Genomic DNA, 23,133 nt, shown 5'->3' with positions numbered 1-23,133 from the left:
CGTCGGGGCCGTGGCTGCCCCGGTCGAGCTGGACTACGAGGTCGTCGACGTCTTCGCCCCGCGTGCGTTCGCGGGCAACCCGCTGGCCGTGGTGTTCGGGGCGGACGAGCTGACGACGGAGCAGTGCCAGGCCCTGGCGAACGAGTTCGCGCTCTCGGAGACCTCCTTCCTGTGCGCCCCGACCGAGCCCGGGGCCGACTACCGGGTGCGGATCTTCACCCCCTACGCCGAGCTCCCGTTCGCCGGCCACCCGAGCGTCGGTGCGGCGCACACGCTGGTGCGCACCGGGCGGCTGCCGGCGGGCCTGCTGCGCCAGGAGTGCGGTGCCGGAGTGCTCGACGTCGTGGTGGACGGCGAGGGCGCGACCCTCTCCGGCGGCCGGCCCACCCTCGACGACGGTCCCCCCTCCGCCGCGCTCGCCTCGGCGCTCGGCCTGGACGCGGACGACCTCACCGGTGTGCCCGCCGACGTCGCCGGCTGCGGCCTGCCGTTCGCCTACCTCTCGGTCTGCCCCGACGCCGTCGACCGCGCCGCCCCCGAACCCAAGGCGCTCGCCGGGTTCGACGTGGGGGAGGGGGTGTCGGTGCTCTCCTGGGACGCCGCCACGGCCACCGCCCGCGCGCGGGTCTTCGCCCGCGACCTGGTCTGGGGCGAGGACCCGGCCACCGGCTCGGCGGCCCTCGGCGCCGGGGTGTGGCTGGTGGAGAGCGGCTTGCTCGCCGGTGAGGGCACGTCCGGCTACACCGTGCGGCAGGGGGAGCGGATGGGGCGTCCCTCGGTCCTCGAGTGCACCGTCACCGCCGCGGGCAGCCGGGCGGTCGCCGCCACGGTGCGTGGCGCGGTCGTGCCGGTCGCGTCCGGCCGCATCCGGGTGCCCCGCTGGTGAAGGACCCCGTTCCCCTCGCACCTCGCTCCGCTCGGCGGGAGCCTCTGGACGGGGCCGGCACCGCCTGGGCGCTGCACCGTCCGGGGGGCCGGGAGTTCGGCCTGCTCGCCCTCGCGGTCGTCGGCGTCTCGCTGTCGGCGCCGCTGACCGCGATGGTCGCCGCGCCGATGCTGGCGCTGGCCTTCTGGCGCAACGCCGCCGGCGCCGCACTCCTCGTCCCCGTGCTCCTCACCGGTGAGCGGTCCACCCTCACCGGGCTCCGGTGGCGCGACCTGCGGAGCTCCGTCGTCGCGGGGTTCTTCCTCGCGGCGCACTTCGCCGCGTGGCTGCCCAGCCTGTCGATGACCACCGTCGCCGCCTCGGTCGCGCTGGTCACCACGACCCCCATCTGGACGGCGCTCGCCGCGCGGGTCTCCGGGGTCCGGCTGCCGGCCGCGGTGTGGTGGGGGCTGCTCCTCGCGTTCGCCGGCGTCGTCCTCATCGTGGGGGTGGACGTGACGGTGAGCGCGGAGGCGCTCGCCGGTGACGCGCTGGCCCTGCTCGGGGCGATCTGTGCGGGCGGGTACGTGCTCGCGGGGGCCCGCGCTCGGCAGCGGCTGGCGACCTCCGCGTACGCCGTCGTCTGCTACTCGGTCTGCGCGGTCGTGATCGCCGTTGCCGCCCTGCTCGTCGACGCGCCGCTGACCGGGTTCGAGGCGCGCGACTGGTGGCTGATCGCGGCGATCACCGTCTCCGCCCAGCTGTTCGGCCACACGCTGCTGAACCTGGTGCTCTCCTCCGTGGGCCCCACCGTGGTGAGCCTCGCCGTCCTGCTGGAGGTGCCGGGCGCGCTCCTGTTCGCCCTGGTGCTGCTGCAGCAGGTGCCCCCGCTGCTCGCGCTCCCCGGGGTGCTCCTCGTGGTGGCCGGGGTGGCGCTGGTGGTGCGGGCCGGCCGCCCGACGACGCTGGTCGAGCCCGCCACCTGAGAAAGGCCACCGTCGCCCGACGGCCGATGATCAATGCGGGTCCGTGGCCGGGGATCGTCGTCGCTACCCTCCGGTGACCAACGTCGTCGACCAGCGGAGGCACCGTGGCCGAGCTCCGATCCCGTCGTTCCAACCTCGCCGTCCCGGGCAGCAACCCCCGGTTCCTGGAGAAGGCCAAGGGCCTGCCGGCCGACCAGGTGTTCCTCGACCTGGAGGACGCCTGCGCGCCGCTGGCCAAGCCCGGCGCCCGCAAGAACATCGTCGCGGCGCTGAACGAGGGCGGCTGGGGCGACAAGATCCGGACCGTCCGCGTCAACGACTGGACGACGGAGTGGACGTTCCAGGACGTGCTCGAGGTCGTGGGCGGCGCCGGCGCCAACCTCGACTGCATCATGCTGCCGAAGGTCCAGGACGCCGCCCAGGTCAAGGCGCTGGACATGCTGCTCACCCAGATCGAGAAGAGCAACGGGCTCGAGGTCGGCCGCATCGGTATCGAGGCGCAGATCGAGACGGCGCAGGGCCTGATCAACGTCAACGACATCGCCTTCGCCAGCAACCGCATCGAGACGATCATCTTCGGCCCCGCCGACTTCATGGCCAGCATCAACATGAAGTCGCTGGTCGTGGGCGCGCTGCACCCCGACTACCCGGGGGACCCGTTCCACTACATCCTCATGCAGATCCTCATGGCCGCCCGCGCCCGCGGCGTGCAGGCCATCGACGGCCCCTTCCTGCAGGTCCGCGACGTGCCCGCCTTCGAGGAGGTCGCCCAGAGGTCGGCGATGCTCGGCTTCGACGGCAAGTGGGTGCTGCACCCGGGCCAGATCGACGCCGCCAACGAGATCTACGCGCCGTCGCAGGAGGACTACGACCACGCCGAGCTGATCCTCGACGCCTATGACTGGGCGACGTCGGAGGCCGGTGGCAAGAAGGGCTCCGCGATGCTCGGCGACGAGATGATCGACGAGGCCAGCCGCAAGATGGCCCTGGTCATCGCCGGCAAGGGGCGGGCCGCCGGGCTGCAGCGGACGTCGTCCTTCACCCCGCCGGAGGCGTGACCTCCTCCGAGGGACACGAGACGGCGGCCGCCCGGTGGGTCCGGGTGGCCGCCGTCGTCGGGCCGGTGTGAAGTCGATACCGAACCGACCGCAAATGCGGGGACGCGCCCGGTGACGACCCGTCGCCGAGTGGTCCGGCGGGCGCCGTGATGGCTTGTGGTGCCGGCGGCCTGCGCGGACCGTGTCCGCTGGAGCACCGTCAGCGCCCGGAAGCGTGGCGAGAGGTGAGGTCGATGGCCGAGGACGTCATCACGCGGGAAGCCGACCGCACGATCCATGCCATGTTGGCGGCGTCGGGCGGCAAGCCCGTCATCCAGATCATCTTCGACCCCGAGGCCGACACCACCACCATCCAGAGCGTCGGGTTCGAGCACGCGAAGATCCCGAACATCATCCACACGCTCGGGCGCGTGCTCGTCGGCGAGATCTAGCCGGGGCGCCTCAGGGGCCGAAGCCCCCGCTGGAGAGGGCCGCGAAGGCGACGATCCAGAGCAGGATGATCAGCACGAAGAAGCCGGTGACCAGGCCGCCGACGATGATCCCGGCCAGCGCGAGCCCGGCGCCGTCCTCGCCGGTCTGGCGGATCTGCCGGCGGGCGACGATGCCCAGGACCAGCCCCGCGGGCGCGAAGACGAACGCCATGATCAGCGCGAGGATCGCCAGGGTGTTGGTGGGCCGGCCCCACTGCGGGGGGCCGTACCCGGGTGGCGGGCCGTAGGGCTGCCCGTAGCCGGGCGGCGGCCCGTAGCCCGGCGGGGGGCCGTAGCCGGGGCCGCCCTGGGGCGGCTCGTCGCGGGAGGTCACGCGGGGCACGCTAGCCCGCGCCGGCCGCCGGCGGTCCGACCCCCGCGAGTTCGCCTGCACGCCGTCGCCCGCGGGGAGTGACCGAGGGCACGCAGAGCCGGGGGGCCGGGTGCTCCATACTCACCGGTAACCCGGACACCGGAGTCCCCGAGGAGCGAACCTGTGACCCGTCTGGCCCAGACCGCCGACCTGACCGACATCCAGCAGGAGATCCTGTCGACGGTCAGGAGCTTCGTCGACAAGGAGATCATCCCGCACGCGCAGGAGCTCGAGCACGGCGACGTCTACCCGCAGGAGATCGTCGACGGGCTCAAGGAGCTCGGGATCTTCGGGCTGATGATCCCCGAGGAGTACGGCGGCCTCGGCGAGTCGCTGCTCACCTACGCGCTCGTGGTCGAGGAGATCGCCCGCGGCTGGATGAGCGTCTCCGGCGTCATCAACACGCACTTCATCGTCGCGTACATGATCAAGCAGCACGGCACGCAGGAGCAGAAGGACCACTACCTGCCCCGCATGGCCACCGGTGAGGTGCGCGGTGCGTTCTCGATGTCCGAGCCGGGCCTCGGGTCCGACGTCGCCGGCATCCGCACCAGGGCAGTACGTGACGGCGACAGTGACACCTATGTCATCGACGGCCAGAAGATGTGGCTGACCAACGGCGGCAGCTCCACCCTCGTCGCGGCGCTCGTGCGCACCGACGAGGGCGCGGACAAGGCCCACCAGAACCTCACCACGTTCCTCGTCGAGAAGCCGGCCGGCTTCGGCGAGGTCAAGCCGGGGCTCACCATCCCCGGCAAGATCGACAAGATGGGCTACAAGGGCGTCGACACCACCGAGCTGGTGTTCGACGGCTACCGTGCCGAGGCCGCCGACATCCTCGGCGGCGCGCCGGGCAAGGGCTTCGCCCAGATGATGGACGGCGTCGAGGTCGGCCGGGTGAACGTCGCCGCGCGCGCCTGCGGCATCTCCATCCGCGCCTTCGAGCTCGCCGTCGCCTACGCCCAGCAGCGGGAGACCTTCGGCAAGCCGATCGCCCAGCACCAGGCGATCGCCTTCCAGCTGGCCGAGATGGCGACCAAGGTCGAGGCCGCGCACCTGATGATGGTCAACGCCGCCCGCCTCAAGGACGCCGGCAAGCGCAACGACGTCGAGGCCGGCATGGCCAAGCTGATCGCCAGCGAGTACTGCGCCGAGGTGACCACGCAGTCGTTCCGCATCCACGGCGGCTACGGCTACTCCAAGGAGTACGAGATCGAGCGCCTCATGCGCGAGGCGCCGTTCCTGCTCATCGGCGAGGGCACCAGCGAGATCCAGAAGACGATCATCAGCCGGGGTCTGCTCAAGACCTACAAGCTCAAGGGCTGAGGACGCACCTCTGCGGGGTCCCACCACGCGCAGGCTCGCGGCGGGGCCCTGCAGAGGGCGGGCGGACGGGGCCCGTCTCAGCCGGCGTCGCGGGCCGGTGGCTCGAACTCGACGGTGACGTCGTCGACCCCGAGGGAGCGGGCCAGCGCGCCGAGCATGGCGCGGGTGTTGGTCTCCGCCCGCTCGAGCACGTCGCTGTCGGCCGCGGCGGCGGCGAGGCGCCGCTCGGCCACCGCGTAGAGGTCGCTGTCGTCGGTCGGGTTCTCCACCAGCGCGCTGCCGACCCGCTGCACCAGCCCGCGATCGCGGTCGACGACCCGGCTGCTGTCCGCATCGATCCGGACCTCGGACAGCTCCGGCGCGGGCAGCACGATGGTCGCCGACCCGCCGTCGGGGGAGAGCGTGACGGCGCCGTCGTCCAGGCCCTCGAAGTCGACATAGGCGTTGGCGGTGCCGGTCGCGAGGAAGTGCACCCGCTCGCCGCTGATGACCGACGGCACCCAGGGGGTGTCGACCTCGAGGTCGACCATCACCTGCAGGTCCGCCGTGGCGGCGTGGTACTCGGAGAGGTCGTCGAGGGCGATCAGCAGCGCCGGGGTGCTCCGGTCGACGACCTGCGGCTCCAGCGGCGAGCCCCAGTCGGAGATCCAGCCGCCCACGGCGGAGACGACGGGAACGGCGACGGCCACGGCGACGCCGGCACCGATCAGCCGGACGGGTACGCGGCGACGGGCGGCCGGGGCGGCGGGAGCGCTGGGACGGTCGGTCAGGAGTGCGGGCACGCGGACACCTCGCGAATCGGGCCAGGGATTGCGACGGGATGATCGGATGTGTGAGCGCCGCCACGGTCGTCGGTATTCCGCCGGTGGGCGTGTCGGTCGGGTCCGCCCGGGCCACGCCCTCCGAGCTGCCGGGGTCGCGGCCGACGCTGCCACCGCCGTGGCGGCCGCCGCCTCGACCGGGTCGGTGAGCCGGGCCGATGCATGTCCGGGCACAGTCGGTGTCTGCCCACCCGGGCTGGGCAGAGAGCGACTGTGCCCGGGACCGGGACCGTCGCCCTGGGCGTCGCTCGCTGCCGGTGCGGCACCGGGGTGTAGGCAAGAGTCATGCGCGCAGCCGGAGTGACCGAGTTCGGCGGGCCCGAGGCCCTGCACATCGTCGACGTGGAACCCGAGCCCCTGGGGCCGGGGCAGGTGCGGCTGCGGGTCCAGGCGGCCGCGGTGAGCCCGACCGACACCCACGCCCGGAGCGGCGCCTACGCCGGGCGCGACCCCGTGAAGACCCCGCCGTGGGTGCCGGGCATGGACGTCGCCGGCGTCGTCACCGAGCTCGGCGAGGGCGTCGACCACCTGGCCGTGGGTGACCTGGCGATGGGGATCGTCGTCCCGTTCGGCCCCTACGGCGGCTACCGGGAGGACAAGGTGCTGCCGGGCGACTCCGTCGTCCGCGCGCCGGCCGGGGCCACCGCCGTGGAGGCCTCGACCCTGCCGATGAACGGGCTCACCGCGCGGCTCTCGCTGGACCTCATGGGGCTGCGGCCGGGAGAGGTGCTGGCGGTGACGGGCGCGGCCGGGGCCTACGGCGGGTACGTCGTCCAACTGGCGAAGGCCGACGGGCTCACCGTGGTGGCCGACGCGGCGGAGGCCGACGAGGAGCTGGTGCGCGGGCTCGGTGCCGACGTCGTGGTGCGGCGCGGGGACGACGTCGCCGGCCGGATCCGCGAGCACTACCCCGAGGGCGTCCACGGGCTGGCCGACGGCTCGGTGCAGGACGAGGTGGTCCTTCCGGCGGTGCGCGACGGGGGAGCGGTCGCGACCGTCCGCGGCTATCGAGGCAACGGCGAACGCGGGCTGCGGTTCTTCCCGACCCTCGTGCGCCGGGTGGCCACCGACCGCGCCGCGCTGGACCGGCTCCGCCGGCAGGTGGAGGAGGGAGTGCTCACGCTGCGGGTGGCGGGCACCTTCCCGGCCGAGCAGGCGGCCGATGCCCACCGGCTGCTCGAGGCCGGCGGCGTGCGCGGGCGGCTGGTGCTGACCTTCTGAGGTCGCGCCGGGGACCGCTGACCTGGTTGGCTGCGCGGACGGACCGGGCGACGGAGCCCGGGGAGAGCGGAGGTCGGTCGAGATGGTGCACAGGCTGGTGGTCAGCTACGGGACCCCGGAGGACCCGGCGGCGTTCGACGCCTACTACCGGGAGACCCACGTGCCGCTGGCGCTGAAGCAGCCCGGCCTGGTGCAGGTCACCTTCGGGCACGGCAAGGCCATGGACCCGGCCCAGCCGGCGCCCTACCTCGTCGCCGAGCTGGACTTCGACTCCGAGGCGGCCATGGGCGAGGCGCTGTCCTCGCCCGAGGGCCGGGCCGCCGGCGCCGACCTCGCGAACTTCGCCACCGGCGGGGTGTCCTTCGTGCACTTCGAGGTGCAGACCGCCACCTGACCCGCCCGGGCGGGTGTCCCGCGCCTGGGCGTTTTCCACAGGCCGACGGCCCCGGAGCGGCGCGTCCGCCTACCGTCCGGGCGTGCGGGTCCAGCTGAGCGTCGCCCAGGACGACGGCACGTCGCTCGACGTCGTCGTCGACGTGGACGACGACGCGCCGGTCGGCCGGGTCGGCGAGGAGCTGGCCCGGGTGGCCGGCGTGCCCGCCCAGGGCCTGTGGCTGGCCGGCGCGCGGCTGGACGACGACCAGCCGGTGGGGGAGAGCGGGCTCGTCGACGGCGTCGTCGTGCACCTGGCCCCGGTCACGGCCGACCGGTCTCCGCGCGGGTGGCAGCTGCGGGTGCTCAGCGGCCCGTGCAGCGGCCTGGTCGCCGGGCTGCCGATGGGTGAGCACCAGCTCGGCCGCGACGGCGGCTTCGGCCTCGCCGACCGGGCGGTGTCCCGGCGGCACGCCCTGCTGCGGCTGGGTGCGGACGGCGCGAGGCTGCGCGACCTCGGCTCGGCCAACGGCACCACGCTCGAGGGCGCGCCGGTGCCCGAGGACGACGACGTGCCGGTGGCGCCCGGTCAGGTGGTGCAGCTCGGCCACACCCAGCTGGTCATCGGTCCGGCCCCGGTCGCCGACGCCGCGGTCGAGCCCGCCGGCCCCGGGGCGCGCGCGTTCGTGCGGGCTCCGCGGCTGCTCCCGTCGGCGCGCGAGGTGCGCATCGAGCTGCCGCAGGCGCCGAAGGGGCGGGAGCCGCGCCGGCTCCCGTGGGTCATGGTGCTGGCGCCGGTGCTGGTCGGCGTCGTGCTCGCCGTCGTCCTGCGCTCGCCGCTGTACCTGGTCTTCGCCGTCGCCGGCCCGGTGATGATGGTCGGCAGCACCGTCGCCGACCGCCGGCAGAGCGCCCGTGACCAGCGCCGGGAGCGCGAGGAGCACGAGCGGGCGCTCGCCCTCGCCCACCAGCGGATCGAGCAGGCCCTCGCCGAGGAGACCGCTCGCCGGCGCGACGCCCACCCCGACCCGGCGACCGCGCTGCTCACCGCCCTCCTGCCGGGCCGACGGCTGTGGGAGCGGCGCCGCACCGACCCCGACGCCCTCGACCTGCGCCTGGGCGCCGCCGATCTCCCGGCCCGCGTGGTGGTCACCGTCCGGTCGGGCACCGGCGAGCCGCCGGAGCAGCGCACCGTGCACGCCGTCCCGGCCGTGGTGCCGCTGCGCGAGGCGGGCGTCGTCGGGCTGGCGGGGCCGGCCGGGCCCCTGGCGGGACTGCTGCGCTGGGCCGTGCTGCAGCTGGCGATCGCGCACCCGCCGCGCGACCTCGCCCTCACCCTGCTGGCCGCGCGGGGGAGCGCGGACTGGGGCTGGGTGCGCTGGCTGCCGCACGTCCGCCCGGCCGACGGCGAGGGACCGGTCGCCTCGGTGGGGAACGACGCGGAGACGGTGACCGCCCGGGTCGCGGAGCTGACGGCGCTCATCAAGGCCCGTCGCGCCGCGAGCACCGGGAGCGGGCGTGCCCTCCCGGAGTCCTTCCCGGCGCACGTGCTCGTCGTGCACGGCTTCCGGGCGCTGCGGGCCACCCCCGGCCTGGCCCAGGTGCTGCAGGACGGCCCCGCCGTCGCCGTCTACGCCGTCTGCGCCGACGAGGAGGAGCGCTTCCTCCCCGAGGCGGCGACCGCGACCGCGGTGCTGGACCCGGCCGAGGAGGCCCGGCTGGTCCTCCGGCGCAGCGGCCACGACCCGGTGCCCGCGGTGCTGGCCGAGCCCGTGCCCGCCGAGCTCGCCGAGCGGGCGGCGCGGGCGCTGGCCCCCCTGCGCGACGTGAGCCTGGAGGAGGACGACGCCGTCCTGCCCGGCAGCGCGCGGCTGCTCGACCTGCTCGGGCTCGAGCCGCCCAGCGTCGACGGCGTGCGGGCGCGCTGGCAGCTGGAGGGGCGGACCACCCGGCTCGTCGCCGGTGCCGGCATCCACGGGCCGTTCACCCTCGACCTGCGCACCGACGGGCCGCACGGGCTGGTCGCCGGCACCACCGGCGCGGGCAAGTCCGAGCTGCTGCAGACGATGATCGCGTCGCTGGCGGTGGCCAACCGGCCGGACGCGCTCAACTTCGTGCTGGTCGACTACAAGGGCGGCAGCGCGTTCAAGGACTGCGTCGACCTGCCCCACACCGTCGGCATGGTCACCGACCTGGACGCCCACCTCGTGCAGCGGGCGCTCACCTCGCTGCGGGCCGAGCTCACCTACCGCGAGCACCGGCTGGCCGCCGCCGGGGTGAAGGACGTCGACGACTACGTCGAGTCGCAGGTGCGCGAGCCCGGCCGCCCGCCTCTGCCGCGGCTGCTCATCGTCATCGACGAGTTCGCGTCGATGGCCCGCGAGCTCCCCGACTTCGTGAGCGGGCTGGTCGACGTCGCGCAGCGGGGCCGGTCGCTGGGCATCCACCTGCTCCTGGCCACGCAACGGCCCAGCGGCGTGGTGTCGCCCGAGATCCGGGCCAACACCAACCTGCGCATCTCGTTGCGGGTCACCGACGGCGCGGACAGCAGCGACGTGCTCGACGCGCCGGACGCGGCGCGGATCCCGAGGTCCGCGCCGGGCCGCGGGTTCGCGCGGCCGGGGCACGGCGCGCTGGTGCCCTTCCAGGCGGGCCGCATCGGAGGACGCCGGCCCGGCCAGGGCGCCGTCGCCGCGGCCGCGCCGTTCGTCGTCCCGCTGGGCTGGCATCAGCTCGGGTACGCGCCACCGCGGAAGCCGGCGACGGCGACCCGCGCGTCCGACGTCGAGGTCACCGACCTGTCGGTGCTGGTCGACGCCGTCCGCGGCGCGGCGGAGGCCGAGGCCGTGCCCGCGCAGCGCAGCCCGTGGCTGTCGGCGCTGCCCGCCCGGGTGCAGGCCGCCGACCTCGCGGCACCGGCCGGGGCCCCGGCGACCTGGCTGCCCTACGGCCTGCAGGACCTGCCGGCGAGCCAGGAGCGGCGGGTGGCCGCCTTCGACCCCGCGGTCGACGGGCACCTGCTGGTGATCGGCTCGCCGAGGAGCGGGCGCTCGCAGCTGCTGCGCACGCTGGCGGGGGCGGTCGGCGCGCGGTGCTCGACCGCCGACGTGCACCTGTACGCCCTCGACTGCGGCAACGGCGCGCTGCTGCCGCTGGCCGACCTGCCGCACTGCGGCGCCGTGGTGACGCGTGCGGAGACCGAGCGCGCGGCCCGGCTGCTCGACCGGCTCGCCCGGGAGCTGGAGCGCCGGCAGCAGGTGCTGGCCGAGGACGGTTTCGCCGACGTCGCCGAGCAGCGCCGCTCGGTGCCGGCGGAGGAGCGGCTGCCGCACGTGCTCCTGCTGCTCGACCGCTGGGAGGGGTTCACCCCGGCGCTCGGCGAGGTGGACGGCGGCCGGCTCACCGACGTCCTGCTGGCGATCGTCCGCGAGGGCGCCTCCGCAGGCATCTCCGCCGTGGTCACCGGCGACCGGTCGCTCGGCACCGGCCGGCTCTCGTCGCTCACCGACGGCAAGCTCGTCATGCGCCTGGCCGACCGGGGCGACTACCCGCTGGTCGGCGTGGCCGGCCGGCAGGTGCCCGGGTGGCTGCCACCGGGCCGGGCGGTCGCGGTCGACGGGGCGGTGGAGACGCAGGTCGCGCTGCTCGCGGAGGACGAGTCGGGGCCGGGGCAGGCCGCGGCGCTCGCCGGGATCGCCAAGGACGCCCACGTGCGCGACGCGCTGGTGCCGCGCTCGGCCCGGCCCTTCCGCGTCGACGTGCTGCCCGCGCGCCCGGGCTTCGAGGCGGCGTGGGACCTGCGCCCGGCCGGCGCCGGGGCCGGGTTCGCGCTGGTCGGGGTCGGCGGCGACGAACTGGTGGGCGCCGGACCCGACCTGGTCGAGCGGGGCCCGGCCTTCGTGGTCGCGGGGCCCGCGCGCTCGGGCCGCAGCACCGTCCTCGTCGTCATGGCGGAGTCGCTGCTGCGGCAGGGCACCCCGGTCGTCCTCTGCGCGCCGAAGGCCTCGCCGCTGCGCGCGCTGGCCGGGCGGCCCGGCGTGCTCGACGTCGTCGTCGACCCCGCCACCCCGGCCGACCGGTGGTGGGAGCTGCTCACCGCCGACCCCGGCCGGCCGCTGGTGCTCCTCCTCGACGACGGCGAGGTGCTGCGCGACTGCCCCGCGGCCGAGGTCTTCCGCGAGGTCGTGCGGGGAGCCGTGCCCCGCCGCGCCCTGGTGCTGGGCGGGAACGCCGACGCCCTCTGCACCGGGCTGTCGGGCTGGCAGGTCGAGGCGAGGAAGGCCAGGCAGGGCGTGCTGCTCTCCCCCCAGGGCAGCACCGACGGCGACCTGATCGGCGTGCGGGTGCCCCGCAGCGCCGTCGGCGGGGCGGTCCGGCCCGGGCGCGGGCTGCTGCACCTGGGCGACGGCGCCCTGCTCACCGTCGCCGTCCCCACCGCACCCTGACCGCGGCCGGCCCGGGAACGGCGACGGCCGCCTCGCGCGGGGCGAGGCGGCCGTCGGGTGGTGCTGCGGTCAGCGGCCGAGCGCCCCCGCGAGCTGGGCGTCGGCCTCACGGAACGTGGCGGCGGCCTGGGTCAGGTACTGGGCCATGCCGTCGAGGCCGGCGACCGTGGTGCGGGCGCCGGTCGTGAATTCGTCGTAGGAGGCCTGGAAGCTGCGGCTGGAGGAGTCCGTGACGTAGCCGTCCGCGACGAGCTGGTCGACCAGGCTCTTGAGCTGCGCGAGCATGCCGTCGATCTCGACCCGCCCGTTGGTGAGCCGGCCGGCGGCGTCCTCCATCTGGTGGTAGGTGACGTTGACGTTCGCCATGTGAGTCCAATCGGGAGGTCCGGGTGCACCGGGCACCGGCGGGAGCGGATGTGCGGCGGAACGTAACAGCGGGAACAGCGCCACTTCGGGGGTTGTCCACAGGCCCGAGGGGGCCCGTGCGGACGCCGTCGGGGGCTCCGGTCGCTCCCGCGCGGAGGGCGTGCCAGTGTCGGCAGGTGTGAACGGCGCACAGGCACTGATCCGGACCCTCGTCGACGCGGGCGTCGACGTCTGCTTCGCCAATCCCGGGACGTCGGAGATGCACTTCGTCGCCGCCCTGGACGACGTCCCCGAGATGCGCGGCGTGCTGACCCTCTTCGAGGGGGTCGCGACCGGCGCGGCCGACGGCTGGGCGCGCATGACCGGCCGGCCCGCCGCGACGCTGCTGCACCTGGGCCCGGGCATGGGCAACGGGCTGGCCAACCTGCACAACGCCCGCCGCGGCCGGGCGCCGATGCTCAACGTCGTCGGCGACCACGCGCGCTCGCACAAACGGCTCGACGCGCCGCTGGAGTCCGACATCGACGCCGTCGCGGGCACCTTCTCCACCTGGGTGCGGCGCTCGCTCTCGCCCGCCGACGTCGCCGCCGACGCGGCCGAGGCGGTGGCCGCCATCGCGAACGGTGGCGTCGCCACGCTGGTGCTCCCGGCCGACGTCTCCTGGGAGGAGGGCGCCGCCGTGGCCCGGCCGCGCGCGGTGCGCCCGCGGCCACGGGTGGCCCCGTCGGTCGTGGACGACGTCGCCGCGGTGGTGCGCTCCGGGGAGCCGGTGGTGCTCATGCTCGGCGGCGACGTCATGGGCGAGGACGGTCAGCTGGCCGCCGCGCAGGTCGCCGCGGGCACCGGCGTCCGCCTGATGGTGGAGACCTTCCCGGCCCGGTCGACCCGGGGCGCCGGCCTGCCCGACCTGCACCGGCTGCCCTACCCGCCGGAGATGGCGATGGCCGCCCTCGCCGGCACCCGGCACCTCGTGCTCGCCGGCGCCACCGCACCGGTGCACTTCTTCGGCTATCCGGGCGTGCCCGGCCATCCGGTGCCCGAGGACTGCGCGGTGCACGTGCTCAGCGCCCCGGGGGAGGACGGCACCGCCGCGCTGCGGGCGCTCGCCGACGTCGTCGCGCCCGACGCGAAGCCCGAGGTCGCCGACTTCGAGCGGCCCGAGCTGCCCACCGGTGCGCTGACCCCGCGCACGATGGCCGCGGTGGTGGGCGCGCTGCTGCCGGAGGACGCGATCGTCGTCGACGAGGCCCTCACCTCCGGCGCCGGGCTGACGGAGATGACCTCGGCCGGGCCACGGCACGACTGGCTCGCGCTCACCGGCGGCGCGATCGGCGACGGGCTGCCGATGGCGCTCGGTGCGGCGGTGGCGTGCCCGGACCGTCCCGTGATCGGTATCCAGGCCGACGGCAGCGCGATGTACACGATCTCGGCGCTGTGGAGCTACGCGCGCGAGCAGGCCGACATCACGACGATCATCTGCGACAACGGCTCGTACAAGATCCTCGAGCACGAGCTCTCGCGGGTGGGCGCGGCCAACGACGGCGAGCGGGCCCGCAAGCTGCTCGACCTCGGCGGCCCGCGGCTGGACTTCGTGTCGATCGCGCAGGGCATGGGGGTGCCGGCGAGCCGGGCGGGGACGGCCGAGGAGCTGGCCGAGCAGCTGCGCCAGGCGCTGGCCGAGCCCGGCCCGCACCTGATCGTCGCCACGCTGCGCTGAGCGTCCTCGTCCCGAGACCCGGCTATCCGGTTCCCTCGGTCGTGGGGTAGACAAGGGCGCCCTAGTGACGCGCAGCACAGTGCCGACGAAGGAGTCGCATCTTGTCCCTGCACCGCAACCGGTTGGTCCCCCTCGCCCTCGCCGCAGGCGTCGGGCTCGGGACGTTCACCCTCGGGGGCTCGGCCCTCGCCGCTCCCCAGTCGTCGAACCCGGAGTGGCAGCCGGTCCAGCAGTCCCCGAAGGAGCCGGTCTACAACCTCCGCTGGACGGTCGCCGACCCGCAGTACGACTACGTGAACGGGGGGCAGGGCGCGGAGTTCGTGCCGCTCACCGACGAGGCCGGCAACCCGATCAGCAAGGTGCTCTACGGCATCGACCGCGGCTCGGCCTACCGCATCGAGGTGCCGCTGGACTGGAACGGCGACGTCGTCTTCTGGGAGCACGGCTACCGGGGCACGGGCACGACCGTCTACGTCAGCGACCCGAGCTACGACCTGCGGCGCACCTACATCGAGAACGGCTTCGCGTGGGCGGCGTCGTCCTACGGCGAGAACCGGTACGACATCGAGGCCGGCGCGCTCGCGACCGAGCGGCTCGCGCAGGTCTTCGACGCTCGCGTCGGCAAGGCCGACCAGCGCTACCTGCAGGGCGTCTCTATGGGTGGGCACGTCATCGGCACGCTGCTCGAGCGCGACCGCGGGGTCGAGTGGGACGGGGCGGCTCCGATGTGCGGCGTCATGGGGGACTACGAGCTCTACGACTTCTTCCTCGACTACAACCTGCTGGCGCAGACCCTCTCCGGGGTGGACGCCTACCCGTTCCCCTCGCAGGCGGAGTACTTCTCGCAGGCCGTGCCGCAGTTCAAGGCCGCGCTCGGCACCCCGACCACGGCGACCCCGGTGTACTCGGGCCTCACCGAGGCCGGCGAGGTCTTCCGCGACAACATCACGGCGATCACCGGCGGCGAGCGCCCCGGTGACGACGAGGCCTTCGGTTACTGGGAGGGCCAGAACTTCGTCTACGCCGTCGTGACCAACGAGCCCGCCGGGCTCGACGGCGTGCTGCCGGGTGCGGTGTGGATGAACGCCGACCAGGACTACCCGGTCGACTACACGTTCGAGGACGGCAGCACGCTCGACCAGCGCATCGAGCGGGTGGCGCCGGCGCCCAAGACCCGGAGCACCTACCAGGCGGTCCCGGTGCCGGCGATCACCGGCGACATCGACGTCCCGGTGCTCTCCTCGCACACCCTGGGTGACTACTACGTGCCGTTCTCGATGGAGCAGTACTACGCCCGCGACGTCGCCGCCCAGGGCAACGCGGACCTGCTCGTCCAGCGGCCGATCCGGGCCGCCGGGCACTGCGAATACACGCCCGAGGAGGCGGCCAGCCAGTTCCTCGACCTGGTGAACTGGGTGGAGAACGGCGTCAAGCCTGCCGGGGCCTCCGTGCTCGACCCCGAGGTCGTCGCCGACCCGAACTACGGGTGCGAGTTCACCACCCCCGTGCGCACGGGTACGCGGGCCTTCTACGAGGAGTGCCCGACCCCGTAACGGCGTCGCCTGACGCGCACCAGCACGGCATGACCTGAGGGCCCTCCTCCCCACCCGGGGAGGAGGGCTCTCGGCCGACCCGGGTGGCCGGTGCCCGGCGGCGCTGCCTAGATTGCGTGGCAGTGGACGGCGGAGGAGAACCGGAGCCCGGGCCCGCCGCACCCCGCCCGTCGCGGCGGTTGATCACCGACCCCGTCTTCGGCCCCTACTGGGCCGGCAAGCTGCTCGCGAACGTCGGCATCTGGATCCAGAACATCGCCAGCGCGGCGCTGGTCTGGCAGCTGACCTCGTCGGCGTTCCTCGTCGGTCTGGTGAGCTTCGCGCAGTTCGTGCCGCAGCTGGTGCTGACACCGCTCAGCGGCGCGATGGCCGACCGGGGCAGCCCACGCCGGCAGATCCTGCTCGGCCGCGCGCTCTGCACCCTCGGCGCGGCGGTCCTCTCCGGCTGGGTGCTGCTGACCCCCGAGATCACCGACGTGCCCGCGTGGGTGGTCATGGTGACCGCGCTGATCGTGGGGCTCGGCTTCTCCGTCGGCGGGCCGGCGATGCAGGCGCTGCTCCCGTCGCTGGTGCGGCCGGGTGAGGTGGCGCGGGCCGTGGCCCTGGACAACCTCACCTTCTCGGTGGGCCGGGCCGTCGGGCCGGCCGTGGGCGGCGTCGTGGCCGCCACCGCCGGCTACGGCGTCGCGTTCGGGCTCGCCGCCGTCGGCCACCTCGTGTTCCTCGTGGCGGTCTTCCGGCTGCGGACGCCGGGGGCCCCCACCGCACCCGGGCCGCGGCTGTCGGTCATCGCGGGGGTGCGGTACCTCCGCACCGACCCGGTGGTGGGCGTGCTGCTGCTCGGGGTCACCGCGGTGGGCGTCGGCGCCGACCCGGCCGTGACGCTGGGGCCCTCGCTGGCCGACGTCCTCGGGGGCGGCCCGGAGCTCGTCGGTGTGCTGGCCTCGGCCTTCGGCGCGGGCGCGTTCCTCGGCTTCTTCGCGCAGGTGGCGCTGATCCGGTGGCTCGACCACGCCCAGATGGCGACGACGGGGCTCGTGCTGCTCGCGGGCTCGGCGGTGGGCGTCGCGGCGAGCTGGAACGTGCCCGCCGCCGTCGTCGCCTTCGTCGTCGGTGGCGTCGGTCTGACGCTGGCCATGAACGGCATCACGACGCTGCTCTACGACCGGGTGCCGCGGGAGTTCATCGGCCGGATCATGGCGCTCTGGCTGATGGGCTTCGTCGGGTCGCGGCCGCTGGCCGCGGCGCTCAACGGCGCGCTGGCCGACCTCCTCTCGGTCGGCGCGGCCCTCGTGGTGACGGCGGTGATGGTTCTGGGTGCGGCCGTGGTGTGCCGCCCCTCCGTGCTCCGGCGCCCTGCGCCCGGGAGCTGACGTCGCGCCGCTCAGCGGGCGGGTGCCCCGCGGGGTGCCTCCCGGGCGAGGAGGAGCGACGTCACGACGAGCCACAGCCCCCCGAACACGAAACCGAGCAGCCCGGAGGGGCCGACGGCGGTCAGGGCGACGAGCAGCGGCACGAGGGTCGCCGCGCTGAACCAGGTGAACCAGCGGGGGAAGGAGCCGGAGCCGAGCCCGGCGACCACCACCGCGAGCACCATGACCAGCGATGGCACGGCCGCCAGGCGCGCGCTCTCCCAGCCGGTGGTCAGCAGCGCCTGCGCCGCGGCGCCGTTGCCCAGGTCGGCCGCGGTGGCCAGGCCGATGCCGTCGGCGGCGAGGGAGAGCCACAGCGCGGCGGCGAGGACCGCCCCGGCGGCCCCCACGACCGCCACCCCGTCGGACGCCGCCCTGAGCCGCTGCCACAGCGGCCCGGCGAAGACGGCGGCGAGCACCGCGCCGACCGACAGCAGGGAGGCGCCCGCGCGCAGGGCGCCGGCGTGGTCCTCCAGGCGGGCGGCGAGCACGTCGGGCGCCATCGTCGGGCTGATCCCCGCACCGCCCAGGTCACCCAACGAGGCGCCCGCGTAGGCGACGACCACGGAGGCCGCACCGGCCAGCGGGACCAGTCGTCGGAGGGCGCGGGCGCGGTGCACGGTGGCGGTCTCCGTCGTCATGCCTGCTCCCCGGTCAGCGCTCCCGCCTGCGTCGGCGGTCGCAGCACTGTGGGGCACGCGCCGCCGCTCCGCAAGGAGTTGGGCGGCGGTGTCGACGTGGGGACCTGCGCGGGGCTCCGGCTCGGTGGGCCGGAGCGGACGTCAGTGCTTCTTGCCGTGGGTCAGGTTGTCCATCTGCGAGCTGGTGTCGGCCTTCGCCTTCTTCTCGTTCCGCTTCTCCTTGATCGACTTGCCGCTGGCCTTCTTGGTCATCGACTGTCGCGGGGACTTGTCACCCATGGTGCGCGCTCCCTCATCGGGAGCCTGGACGGCTCCGTGCGGCGGACGCTACGCCGCCGACCTCACCGGCGGGGGCGGGCGCGCGCGGCCGGCTCTGCGTGGCGTGGTCCACGGGGTGCACGCCGCCTACCCGGTGATGCTCCGCCAGGGGTCCGGGCACATCGTCAACGTCGCCTCCGTGGCCGGCCTGCTGCCGAACCCCGGTTTCGCCCCCTACGCGGCGACGAAGTGGGCGGTGGTCGGGCTGTCGCTGTCCCTGCGTGGCGAGGCCGCCTCGCGTGGCGTGCGGGTCAGCGTGGTGTGCCCCGGCGGGGTGGACACCCCGATGCTGGACAAGGGCATGCCCTCCGACCTGCCCCGTGTGCCGACGGTGGAGGCCGCCGACGTCCGTGCGGTGATCACCGCGCTCAGCGGAGGACGCCTCTACAGCGCCGACGCCCTGGCCGCCGACGTGCTGTGTGGCGTGGACCGCTCCGCCGGCTGACCTGTCACGGATCGACGCCACCGCCGGACCCACCACGTTCGGACGGGGCGCGCGGACGGCGCCGCGCTGCTGGCCGCCGTCCGCGCGTCCGCCGGCGCCGGCGCCGGACCCGGGTCGGGGTCAGGGGGCCGGGATCAGGGTCCGGCCAGGGTGCTCCCGGATGTGGCGGGAGGGCCGGGGCGCGAATGCTCGAGGCATGACAGCAGCGGTCCTCGAGCGCCCCCCGGTCACCCGGGCGGGCATGGGCATCGAGGTCCGACCCGCGCCGGTCGCGGCGTGGCTGCGGAGCGACCGGACGCCGGCGCAGTTCGCCCGGTTCGTCCTCGTCGGTGGCTCGGCCAACGCCGTCTACCTGGGGCTGTTCCTTCTCCTGGCTGGCCTGGGCGAGCAGGCCGCGAACCTCGGGGGCGTCGTCGTCTCCACCGCCGTCGCCAACGAGCTGCACCGCCGGCTCACCTTCCGCGCCACCGACCGCGCCGGCTGGGCGACGGCGCAGTGGGCCGGTGGGGGGCTGGCGCTCGCGGGGCTGGCGGCCACCAGCCTGGCGCTGGCCGCGCTGGACTCGTGGACCGCCTCGGCGGGTCCGCTGGGGGCGGTGGCGGTGGTGTGGACGGTGACCGCGGCCGTGGGGGTCGCCCGGTTCGTGGGACTGCGGTGGGCGGTCGGCGGTGCGGTCGGCCGACCCGGACCGTGATCCAGTGGGTGAGGCCCGCAGGGCCGCCCCCCGAGCACTGGCGGAGCACCTCCGCACCCCCGACCATGGCAGTGCCGCCCGTCGAGGTCGGTGACGCACCGGGAGGTCGGATGGACGCCGCACGACTGCGCGAACTGCAGGCCCCGCTCAAGCAGCGCTACCGGGACGACCCGCCCTCGGCGTGCGCGCAGATGGAGGCGCGCGCCGACTTCGCGGACCCGGGCATCACGTGCACGGTGCAGACGTGGTCGGGACCGGCCCGTGCGGGCCTGCACCCCGCCACCGGTGGTGACGGCTCGGACGCCTGCTCGGGCGACATGCTGCTGCAGGCGCTCCTGGCCTGCGCCGGCGTGACCATGCGCAGCGTGGCGACGGCGATGGGCGTCGACATCCGGTCCGCATCCCTCACGGCGCGCGCCGACATGGACGCCCGCGGCACGCTCGGCGTCTCGAGGGAGGCACCGGTCGGGCTCGGCCCGGTCGCCGTGGACGCCGAGCTGGACACCGACGCCGACGACGCGACGCTGGCGAGGCTCGCCCAGCTCACCGAGCGCTACTGCGTGGTGGCGCAGTCGCTGGCCGCTCCGCCCCGGCTCACGGTGCGCCGCACCGGCTGACCGGTCCGGCGCCGGGTCAGACGGCGGCCGGCTCCTGCGCCGGTCGCCGTCCGCGCTGCACGAGCACCACCGCGGCCACCGCGACGAGGACGCCGACCACCGGCGGGATGAACCAGCCGGCCTCGTTGCTCCACCAGGCGGCCACCGCGGCGACGACGTAGGCGCCCAGGTTGCGCCACTCGAACGCGGGGAGCACCGACGCGCTCGGCATCCCGCCCCGCCAGCGGGCGAGGAAGTCGCCGATGACGACGCCGCCCAGCGGGGGGATGAGGATGCCGAGCCAGACCAGGTACTCGATGAGGTTGTCGTAGATGCCGGTGATCGCCAGGAGCGTGCCCAGGACGACGCCGCCGATGACGAACGGCTTCTTCGACCGGGAGTTGGCGATCTCCGCGCCCGCGACGCCGAAGTTGTAGGCGGTGTTGTCGTTGGTGGTCCACAGGTTGGCGACCAGGAACACCAGCCCCCAGCCGACCAGGCCGAGCTGGTACAGGACGAGGACGAAGTCGCCCTCGCCGAAGGAGATCGCGCCGATCGCGCCGAAGCCGAGCATGAGCAGCTCGCCGATCAGGAAGGCGACGACGCAGGCCCAGAAGCCGGCCGACGGCGTCCGGGCGAAGCGGGTCCAGTTCGGCGCCTGGGTGCCGCCCGAGGCGAAGGTGCCGACGACGATGGTGACCGCGGCGGCGATCGTCATGGTCGACGAGGGCTCGACGGCGGTCAGGCCGCTCCACCCCCCGACCTCCTCCAGCGACCGCCAGGTCACCCAGCCGGCGAGGATCAGCAGCAGCGGGACGGAGACCACCGAGAGGGCGTACATGCCCTTGTAGCCGTAGTAGGCGGTGACGCCCATGACGGCGCCGCCGGCGATCATGAGCGCGATCTCGACGCCCCGGCCCGACCAGTCCAGCGCGCTCGCCGTGAGCCCGGCCAGGGTCGCGACCGTGACGCCGTACCAGCCGACCTGCGTGCCGCCGAGCAGGAGCGAGGCGAACTTGGCGCCGGTGGTGCCGAGCGAGTAGCGGCACATCATCACCGTGGTGAGCCCGGTGCGGGCGCCGATGCCACCGATGGCGGCGACGTAGACGCCGAGGACGGCGCTGCCGAGCAGGAGCACCCAGATCAGCGTGCCGACCTCGAAGGCGGCCGCGATCTGGGCGCCGGCCAGCATCGTCGGCGTGAAGAAGGTGAAGCCCAGCAGCACGATCGCCAGCGAGAACAGCGACTTGCGGGCGTGCCGGGGGACCGGGTCGATGGGGTAGTCGGGGTCGATCTCGCCGGCCACCGGCGCGACGTCGTCCCGACTGCTCGTGCTGCTGCTCATCTGCCGGCCTCCTGCGTGGTGTCGTCTTCGCCGATGTCCTCGTTCCACAGGCGCGGGTGCGCGGCGATGAACTCCGTCATCAGCTGCACGCACTCGGGGTCGTCGAGGACCAGGACCTCGACGCCGTTCTCGGCCAGCCAGTCGTGCCCGCCGGTGAAGGTGCGGGACTCCCCGACGACGAGCCGGGAGATGCCGAACTGGCGCACCAGCCCGCTGCAGTACCAGCAGGGGGAGAGGGTGGTGACCATCGTCGTGCCGCGGTAGGTCGCCTGGCGGCCGGCGTTGCGGAAGGCGTCGGTCTCGCCGTGCACCGAGGGGTCGTCGTCCTGCACGCGCCGGTTGTGCCCGCGGCCGAGCACCGTGCCGTCCGGCCCGATGAGCGCACCGCCGATCGGGATGCCGCCCTCCGCGAGCCCGGCCCGGGCCTCCTCGATCGCGACCGCCAGCCACCGCCGGGCGGTCTGCTCGTCCAGTGGGACCGTCATGCCTGGTTCACCCCGTTTTTCCGTCGGCGTGGTGCCGAACCTTGGCAGGGACGGTGCCCGCCGTCCATGACCTCCTCGTTCCCGTCAGGTCACGACTGGGCATCGGTCAGCCCCGCGAGCACCTCGCACACCCTCGCCGCGACCGTCGCCGGTCAGGTTCCCGCCGGGATCTGGCGGTGGGCCTCGTCGAGGACGTGATCACCGTGCTCGTCGATGCGGTAGCGCACCCCGGCCTCCGGCGTCGCGGCGATGGCCCGCAGCGCCTCCCCGAGGGCAGCGACGTCCCCGCTGCCGGTGGCCCTGTTGGCGCTGGCTCGCACGGCGCCGGGGAGCACGCCTCCGCCCCTGCGTGCATCCCGGTGGAACTGGTCGACCTGCTGCTCGGTCAGGCCGAGCAGCCGGGCCATGTAGGGATGCGCGCAGAAGCAGCCGCTGCGCACACCGATCCCGTGCTCGGCGGACAGCCGGGCAGCCAGCAGGCCGTGCGGGACGCCGTCGAGGTTGAACACGGCGACCGGCAGCCGCTCGCCTGCCGCGGGGCCGTAGCGGCGCAGCCCTGGAACCGTGCGCAGCTCGGCGTCGAGCGCCTCGGTGAGCGCCTGCTCGTGGGCGAGCAGCCCGGGCCAGTCGCTCCCCAGCTCCTGGGCGGCAGCGGCCAGGGCGATGGCGCCGACGACGTTGGGCGTCCCGGCTTCGTCCCGGTCCGGGGCGTCGGCCCAGACGACGTCGTCGAAGGAGACGGCCTTGACCGCGCCGCCGCCGACGAGCAGTGGCTCCCCGGAGCGGAGCACGTGCCGTGGTGCGACGAGCGCTCCCGAGCCGAAGGGTGCGTACATCTTGTGGCCGGACAGAGCGAGGGCGTCCACCCCCAGGGCCGTCATGTCGATGGGCCGGTGCGGCGCCAGCTGGGCGGCGTCCACCACCACGAACACACCCCGTGCCCGCGCGGCCGCCGCGATGGCGGCCAGGTCGGGCTGCCAGCCCGTGACGTTCGAGGCCCCGCTCACTGCGAGGACGCGGGGCGTGGGCCGCTGGTCGAGTGCGGCCACGACCTGTTCCACCGAGAAGGTCCCGCGTGCGTCGACGTCGACGATCCTGAGCCGCGCGTGCCGACGCCACGGCAGGACGTTGGCGTGGTGCTCGATGGCCGTGGTGACCACCACGTCGTCCGGCTGCAGGTCGAGCCGGAAGGCGAGGGCGTTGAGGGCCTCGGTGGTGTTGCGGGTGAAGACCGCGACGTGCGAGCACGGCTCGGCCCCGACGAAGCGCAGCACGCTCTCCCGTGCCTCCTCGTAACGGGCGCTGGTGTACCGGGATTTCGCGCCGGCGCCCCGGTGCACGCTGGAGTACCAGGGCATGAGGTCCTGGACGGCCTGCATGACCTGTACGGACGCCGAGCTGGTCGCGGCGGCGTCCAGATCGACGTAGCGGGAGTGACCCCCGACGGTGGGCACGTGGATGCTGTCACCGATGAGCCGGTTCGGGGTCGTGTAGCGGACCGGGTGCATGGTGGTCGTATCGGCCGCCACGCTGCTTTCTGAAGTGCAGGTCACGGGTGCCCGCCTTGGTGTGGCCCCTTGTGGTGAGGTGGGCGTCACAGGGCTCAAGACGCCCCCTGTCGTCT

22 protein-coding genes are annotated in these 23,133 nt (G+C 74.7%); 14 read left to right on the top strand and 8 right to left on the bottom strand.

What is annotated here, in order from left to right:
* Positions 1 to 10: 10 nt before the first annotated feature.
* From ACI792_RS04565 to ACI792_RS04550, 4 genes are all read left to right on the top strand, one after another.
* Positions 11 to 886, top strand: coding sequence for a PhzF family phenazine biosynthesis protein (locus ACI792_RS04565; protein ID WP_456601526.1), 876 nt, complete (start codon positions 11 to 13; stop codon positions 884 to 886).
* On the top strand, positions 883 to 1,851 hold the full coding sequence (locus ACI792_RS04560) for a DMT family transporter (protein WP_456601525.1): 969 nt from the start codon (positions 883 to 885) through the stop codon (positions 1,849 to 1,851). The genes ACI792_RS04565 and ACI792_RS04560 overlap by 4 nt, the downstream gene beginning before the upstream one ends.
* Positions 1,852 to 1,955: 104 nt before the next feature.
* A complete protein-coding gene (locus tag ACI792_RS04555) occupies positions 1,956 to 2,909 on the top strand; it encodes an HpcH/HpaI aldolase/citrate lyase family protein (RefSeq protein ID WP_456601524.1) in 954 nt (317 codons plus the stop codon).
* Positions 2,910 to 3,142: 233 nt separating this feature from the next.
* The gene (locus tag ACI792_RS04550; protein ID WP_456601523.1) at positions 3,143 to 3,340 is read left to right on the top strand and encodes a hypothetical protein; all 198 of its coding nucleotides are present in this window, start codon (positions 3,143 to 3,145) and stop codon (positions 3,338 to 3,340) included.
* Positions 3,341 to 3,350: 10 nt separating this feature from the next.
* Here ACI792_RS04550 and ACI792_RS04545 read toward each other — a convergent pair whose 3' ends face one another.
* Entirely contained in the window at positions 3,351 to 3,713 is a 363-nt protein-coding gene (locus ACI792_RS04545) for a DUF4190 domain-containing protein (RefSeq protein WP_456601522.1), read from the bottom strand.
* Positions 3,714 to 3,875: 162 nt separating this feature from the next.
* Here ACI792_RS04545 and ACI792_RS04540 point away from each other — a divergent pair, with 162 nt between their 5' ends.
* Positions 3,876 to 5,078 (top strand): acyl-CoA dehydrogenase family protein, encoded by a 1,203-nt coding sequence (locus ACI792_RS04540; protein WP_456601521.1) that lies wholly within the window; start codon positions 3,876 to 3,878, stop codon positions 5,076 to 5,078.
* 77 nt (positions 5,079 to 5,155) lie between these two features.
* On the opposite strand, the gene ACI792_RS04535 is transcribed toward ACI792_RS04540, so the two are convergent.
* Positions 5,156 to 5,860, bottom strand: coding sequence for a DUF4230 domain-containing protein (locus ACI792_RS04535; RefSeq protein WP_456601520.1), 705 nt, complete (start codon positions 5,858 to 5,860; stop codon positions 5,156 to 5,158).
* Positions 5,861 to 6,184: 324 nt separating this feature from the next.
* Here ACI792_RS04535 and ACI792_RS04530 point away from each other — a divergent pair, with 324 nt between their 5' ends.
* The 3 genes from ACI792_RS04530 (at position 6,185) to ACI792_RS04520 (ending at position 11,937) form a co-directional block, all read left to right on the top strand.
* On the top strand, positions 6,185 to 7,120 hold the full coding sequence (locus tag ACI792_RS04530; RefSeq protein WP_456601519.1) for a quinone oxidoreductase family protein: 936 nt from the start codon (positions 6,185 to 6,187) through the stop codon (positions 7,118 to 7,120).
* Between the two features lie 82 nt (positions 7,121 to 7,202).
* On the top strand, positions 7,203 to 7,514 hold the full coding sequence (locus ACI792_RS04525; RefSeq protein ID WP_456580748.1) for an EthD family reductase: 312 nt from the start codon (positions 7,203 to 7,205) through the stop codon (positions 7,512 to 7,514).
* 82 nt (positions 7,515 to 7,596) lie between these two features.
* Complete coding sequence (locus ACI792_RS04520; RefSeq protein WP_456601518.1) at positions 7,597 to 11,937, top strand: FtsK/SpoIIIE domain-containing protein; 4,341 nt, start codon at positions 7,597 to 7,599, stop codon at positions 11,935 to 11,937.
* A gap of 69 nt (positions 11,938 to 12,006) precedes the next feature.
* Here ACI792_RS04520 and ACI792_RS04515 read toward each other — a convergent pair whose 3' ends face one another.
* Complete coding sequence (locus tag ACI792_RS04515) at positions 12,007 to 12,303, bottom strand: WXG100 family type VII secretion target (RefSeq protein WP_456580746.1); 297 nt, start codon at positions 12,301 to 12,303, stop codon at positions 12,007 to 12,009.
* A 178-nt stretch (positions 12,304 to 12,481) separates the two neighbouring features.
* Between ACI792_RS04515 and ACI792_RS04510 the strand changes: the two genes are divergently transcribed.
* The 3 genes from ACI792_RS04510 (at position 12,482) to ACI792_RS04500 (ending at position 16,946) form a co-directional block, all read left to right on the top strand.
* Complete coding sequence (locus ACI792_RS04510; protein WP_456601517.1) at positions 12,482 to 14,020, top strand: acetolactate synthase large subunit; 1,539 nt, start codon at positions 12,482 to 12,484, stop codon at positions 14,018 to 14,020.
* A gap of 101 nt (positions 14,021 to 14,121) precedes the next feature.
* Positions 14,122 to 15,573, top strand: a complete 1,452-nt coding sequence (locus tag ACI792_RS04505; RefSeq protein WP_456580744.1) for an esterase — start codon at positions 14,122 to 14,124, stop codon at positions 15,571 to 15,573.
* A gap of 179 nt (positions 15,574 to 15,752) precedes the next feature.
* Positions 15,753 to 16,946: an MFS transporter gene (locus tag ACI792_RS04500; RefSeq protein WP_456601516.1), complete on the top strand. Its 1,194-nt coding sequence runs from the start codon at positions 15,753 to 15,755 to the stop codon at positions 16,944 to 16,946.
* Between the two features lie 11 nt (positions 16,947 to 16,957).
* Here ACI792_RS04500 and ACI792_RS04495 read toward each other — a convergent pair whose 3' ends face one another.
* Together ACI792_RS04495 and ACI792_RS04490 are read right to left on the bottom strand one after the other, a co-directional pair.
* Positions 16,958 to 17,626 carry a hypothetical protein gene (locus ACI792_RS04495; RefSeq protein ID WP_456601515.1) on the bottom strand — a complete coding sequence of 223 codons (669 nt, stop codon included), beginning with the start codon at positions 17,624 to 17,626 and terminating at the stop codon, positions 16,958 to 16,960.
* A 141-nt stretch (positions 17,627 to 17,767) separates the two neighbouring features.
* Entirely contained in the window at positions 17,768 to 17,905 is a 138-nt protein-coding gene (locus ACI792_RS04490) for a hypothetical protein (RefSeq protein ID WP_456580741.1), read from the bottom strand.
* Between ACI792_RS04490 and ACI792_RS04485 the strand changes: the two genes are divergently transcribed.
* The 3 genes from ACI792_RS04485 to ACI792_RS04475 all read left to right on the top strand — a co-directional run bounded on the left by ACI792_RS04485 (position 17,904) and on the right by ACI792_RS04475 (position 19,700).
* Complete coding sequence (locus ACI792_RS04485) at positions 17,904 to 18,389, top strand: SDR family oxidoreductase (RefSeq protein WP_456601514.1); 486 nt, start codon at positions 17,904 to 17,906, stop codon at positions 18,387 to 18,389. The genes ACI792_RS04490 and ACI792_RS04485 overlap by 2 nt on opposite strands.
* Before the next feature lie 196 nt (positions 18,390 to 18,585).
* Positions 18,586 to 19,083, top strand: coding sequence for a GtrA family protein (locus ACI792_RS04480; protein WP_456601513.1), 498 nt, complete (start codon positions 18,586 to 18,588; stop codon positions 19,081 to 19,083).
* 110 nt (positions 19,084 to 19,193) lie between these two features.
* Entirely contained in the window at positions 19,194 to 19,700 is a 507-nt protein-coding gene (locus ACI792_RS04475) for an OsmC family protein (RefSeq protein ID WP_456601512.1), read from the top strand.
* Positions 19,701 to 19,716: 16 nt separating this feature from the next.
* Here ACI792_RS04475 and codB read toward each other — a convergent pair whose 3' ends face one another.
* The 3 genes from codB to ACI792_RS04460 all read right to left on the bottom strand — a co-directional run bounded on the left by codB (position 19,717) and on the right by ACI792_RS04460 (position 23,038).
* Complete coding sequence (gene codB / locus ACI792_RS04470; RefSeq protein WP_456601511.1) at positions 19,717 to 21,024, bottom strand: cytosine permease; 1,308 nt, start codon at positions 21,022 to 21,024, stop codon at positions 19,717 to 19,719.
* Positions 21,021 to 21,509, bottom strand: a complete 489-nt coding sequence (locus ACI792_RS04465) for a nucleoside deaminase (RefSeq protein ID WP_456580737.1) — start codon at positions 21,507 to 21,509, stop codon at positions 21,021 to 21,023. The genes codB and ACI792_RS04465 overlap by 4 nt, the downstream gene beginning before the upstream one ends.
* Before the next feature lie 152 nt (positions 21,510 to 21,661).
* Positions 21,662 to 23,038, bottom strand: coding sequence for an aminotransferase class V-fold PLP-dependent enzyme (locus ACI792_RS04460; RefSeq protein WP_456601510.1), 1,377 nt, complete (start codon positions 23,036 to 23,038; stop codon positions 21,662 to 21,664).
* Between the last annotated feature and the right edge of the window lie 95 nt (positions 23,039 to 23,133).

The sequence above is a fragment of the Blastococcus sp. SYSU DS0669 genome (assembly GCF_054050895.1).
This window is presented reverse-complemented; position numbering and strand designations above follow the sequence as displayed.

Coding starts and splice junctions, on each gene's coding strand:
- ACI792_RS04550 (WP_456601523.1), top strand. CDS start 3,143: ATGGCCGAGGACGTCATCACGCGGGAAGCCGACCGCACGATCCATGCC.
- ACI792_RS04530 (WP_456601519.1), top strand. CDS start 6,185: ATGCGCGCAGCCGGAGTGACCGAGTTCGGCGGGCCCGAGGCCCTGCAC.
- ACI792_RS04525 (WP_456580748.1), top strand. CDS start 7,203: ATGGTGCACAGGCTGGTGGTCAGCTACGGGACCCCGGAGGACCCGGCG.
- ACI792_RS04515 (WP_456580746.1), bottom strand. CDS start 12,303: ATGGCGAACGTCAACGTCACCTACCACCAGATGGAGGACGCCGCCGGC.
- ACI792_RS04495 (WP_456601515.1), bottom strand. CDS start 17,626: ATGACGACGGAGACCGCCACCGTGCACCGCGCCCGCGCCCTCCGACGA.
- ACI792_RS04485 (WP_456601514.1), top strand. CDS start 17,904: ATGGTGCGCGCTCCCTCATCGGGAGCCTGGACGGCTCCGTGCGGCGGA.
- ACI792_RS04490 (WP_456580741.1), bottom strand. CDS start 17,905: ATGGGTGACAAGTCCCCGCGACAGTCGATGACCAAGAAGGCCAGCGGC.
- ACI792_RS04480 (WP_456601513.1), top strand. CDS start 18,586: ATGACAGCAGCGGTCCTCGAGCGCCCCCCGGTCACCCGGGCGGGCATG.
- ACI792_RS04475 (WP_456601512.1), top strand. CDS start 19,194: ATGGACGCCGCACGACTGCGCGAACTGCAGGCCCCGCTCAAGCAGCGC.
- codB (WP_456601511.1), bottom strand. CDS start 21,024: ATGAGCAGCAGCACGAGCAGTCGGGACGACGTCGCGCCGGTGGCCGGC.
- ACI792_RS04465 (WP_456580737.1), bottom strand. CDS start 21,509: ATGACGGTCCCACTGGACGAGCAGACCGCCCGGCGGTGGCTGGCGGTC.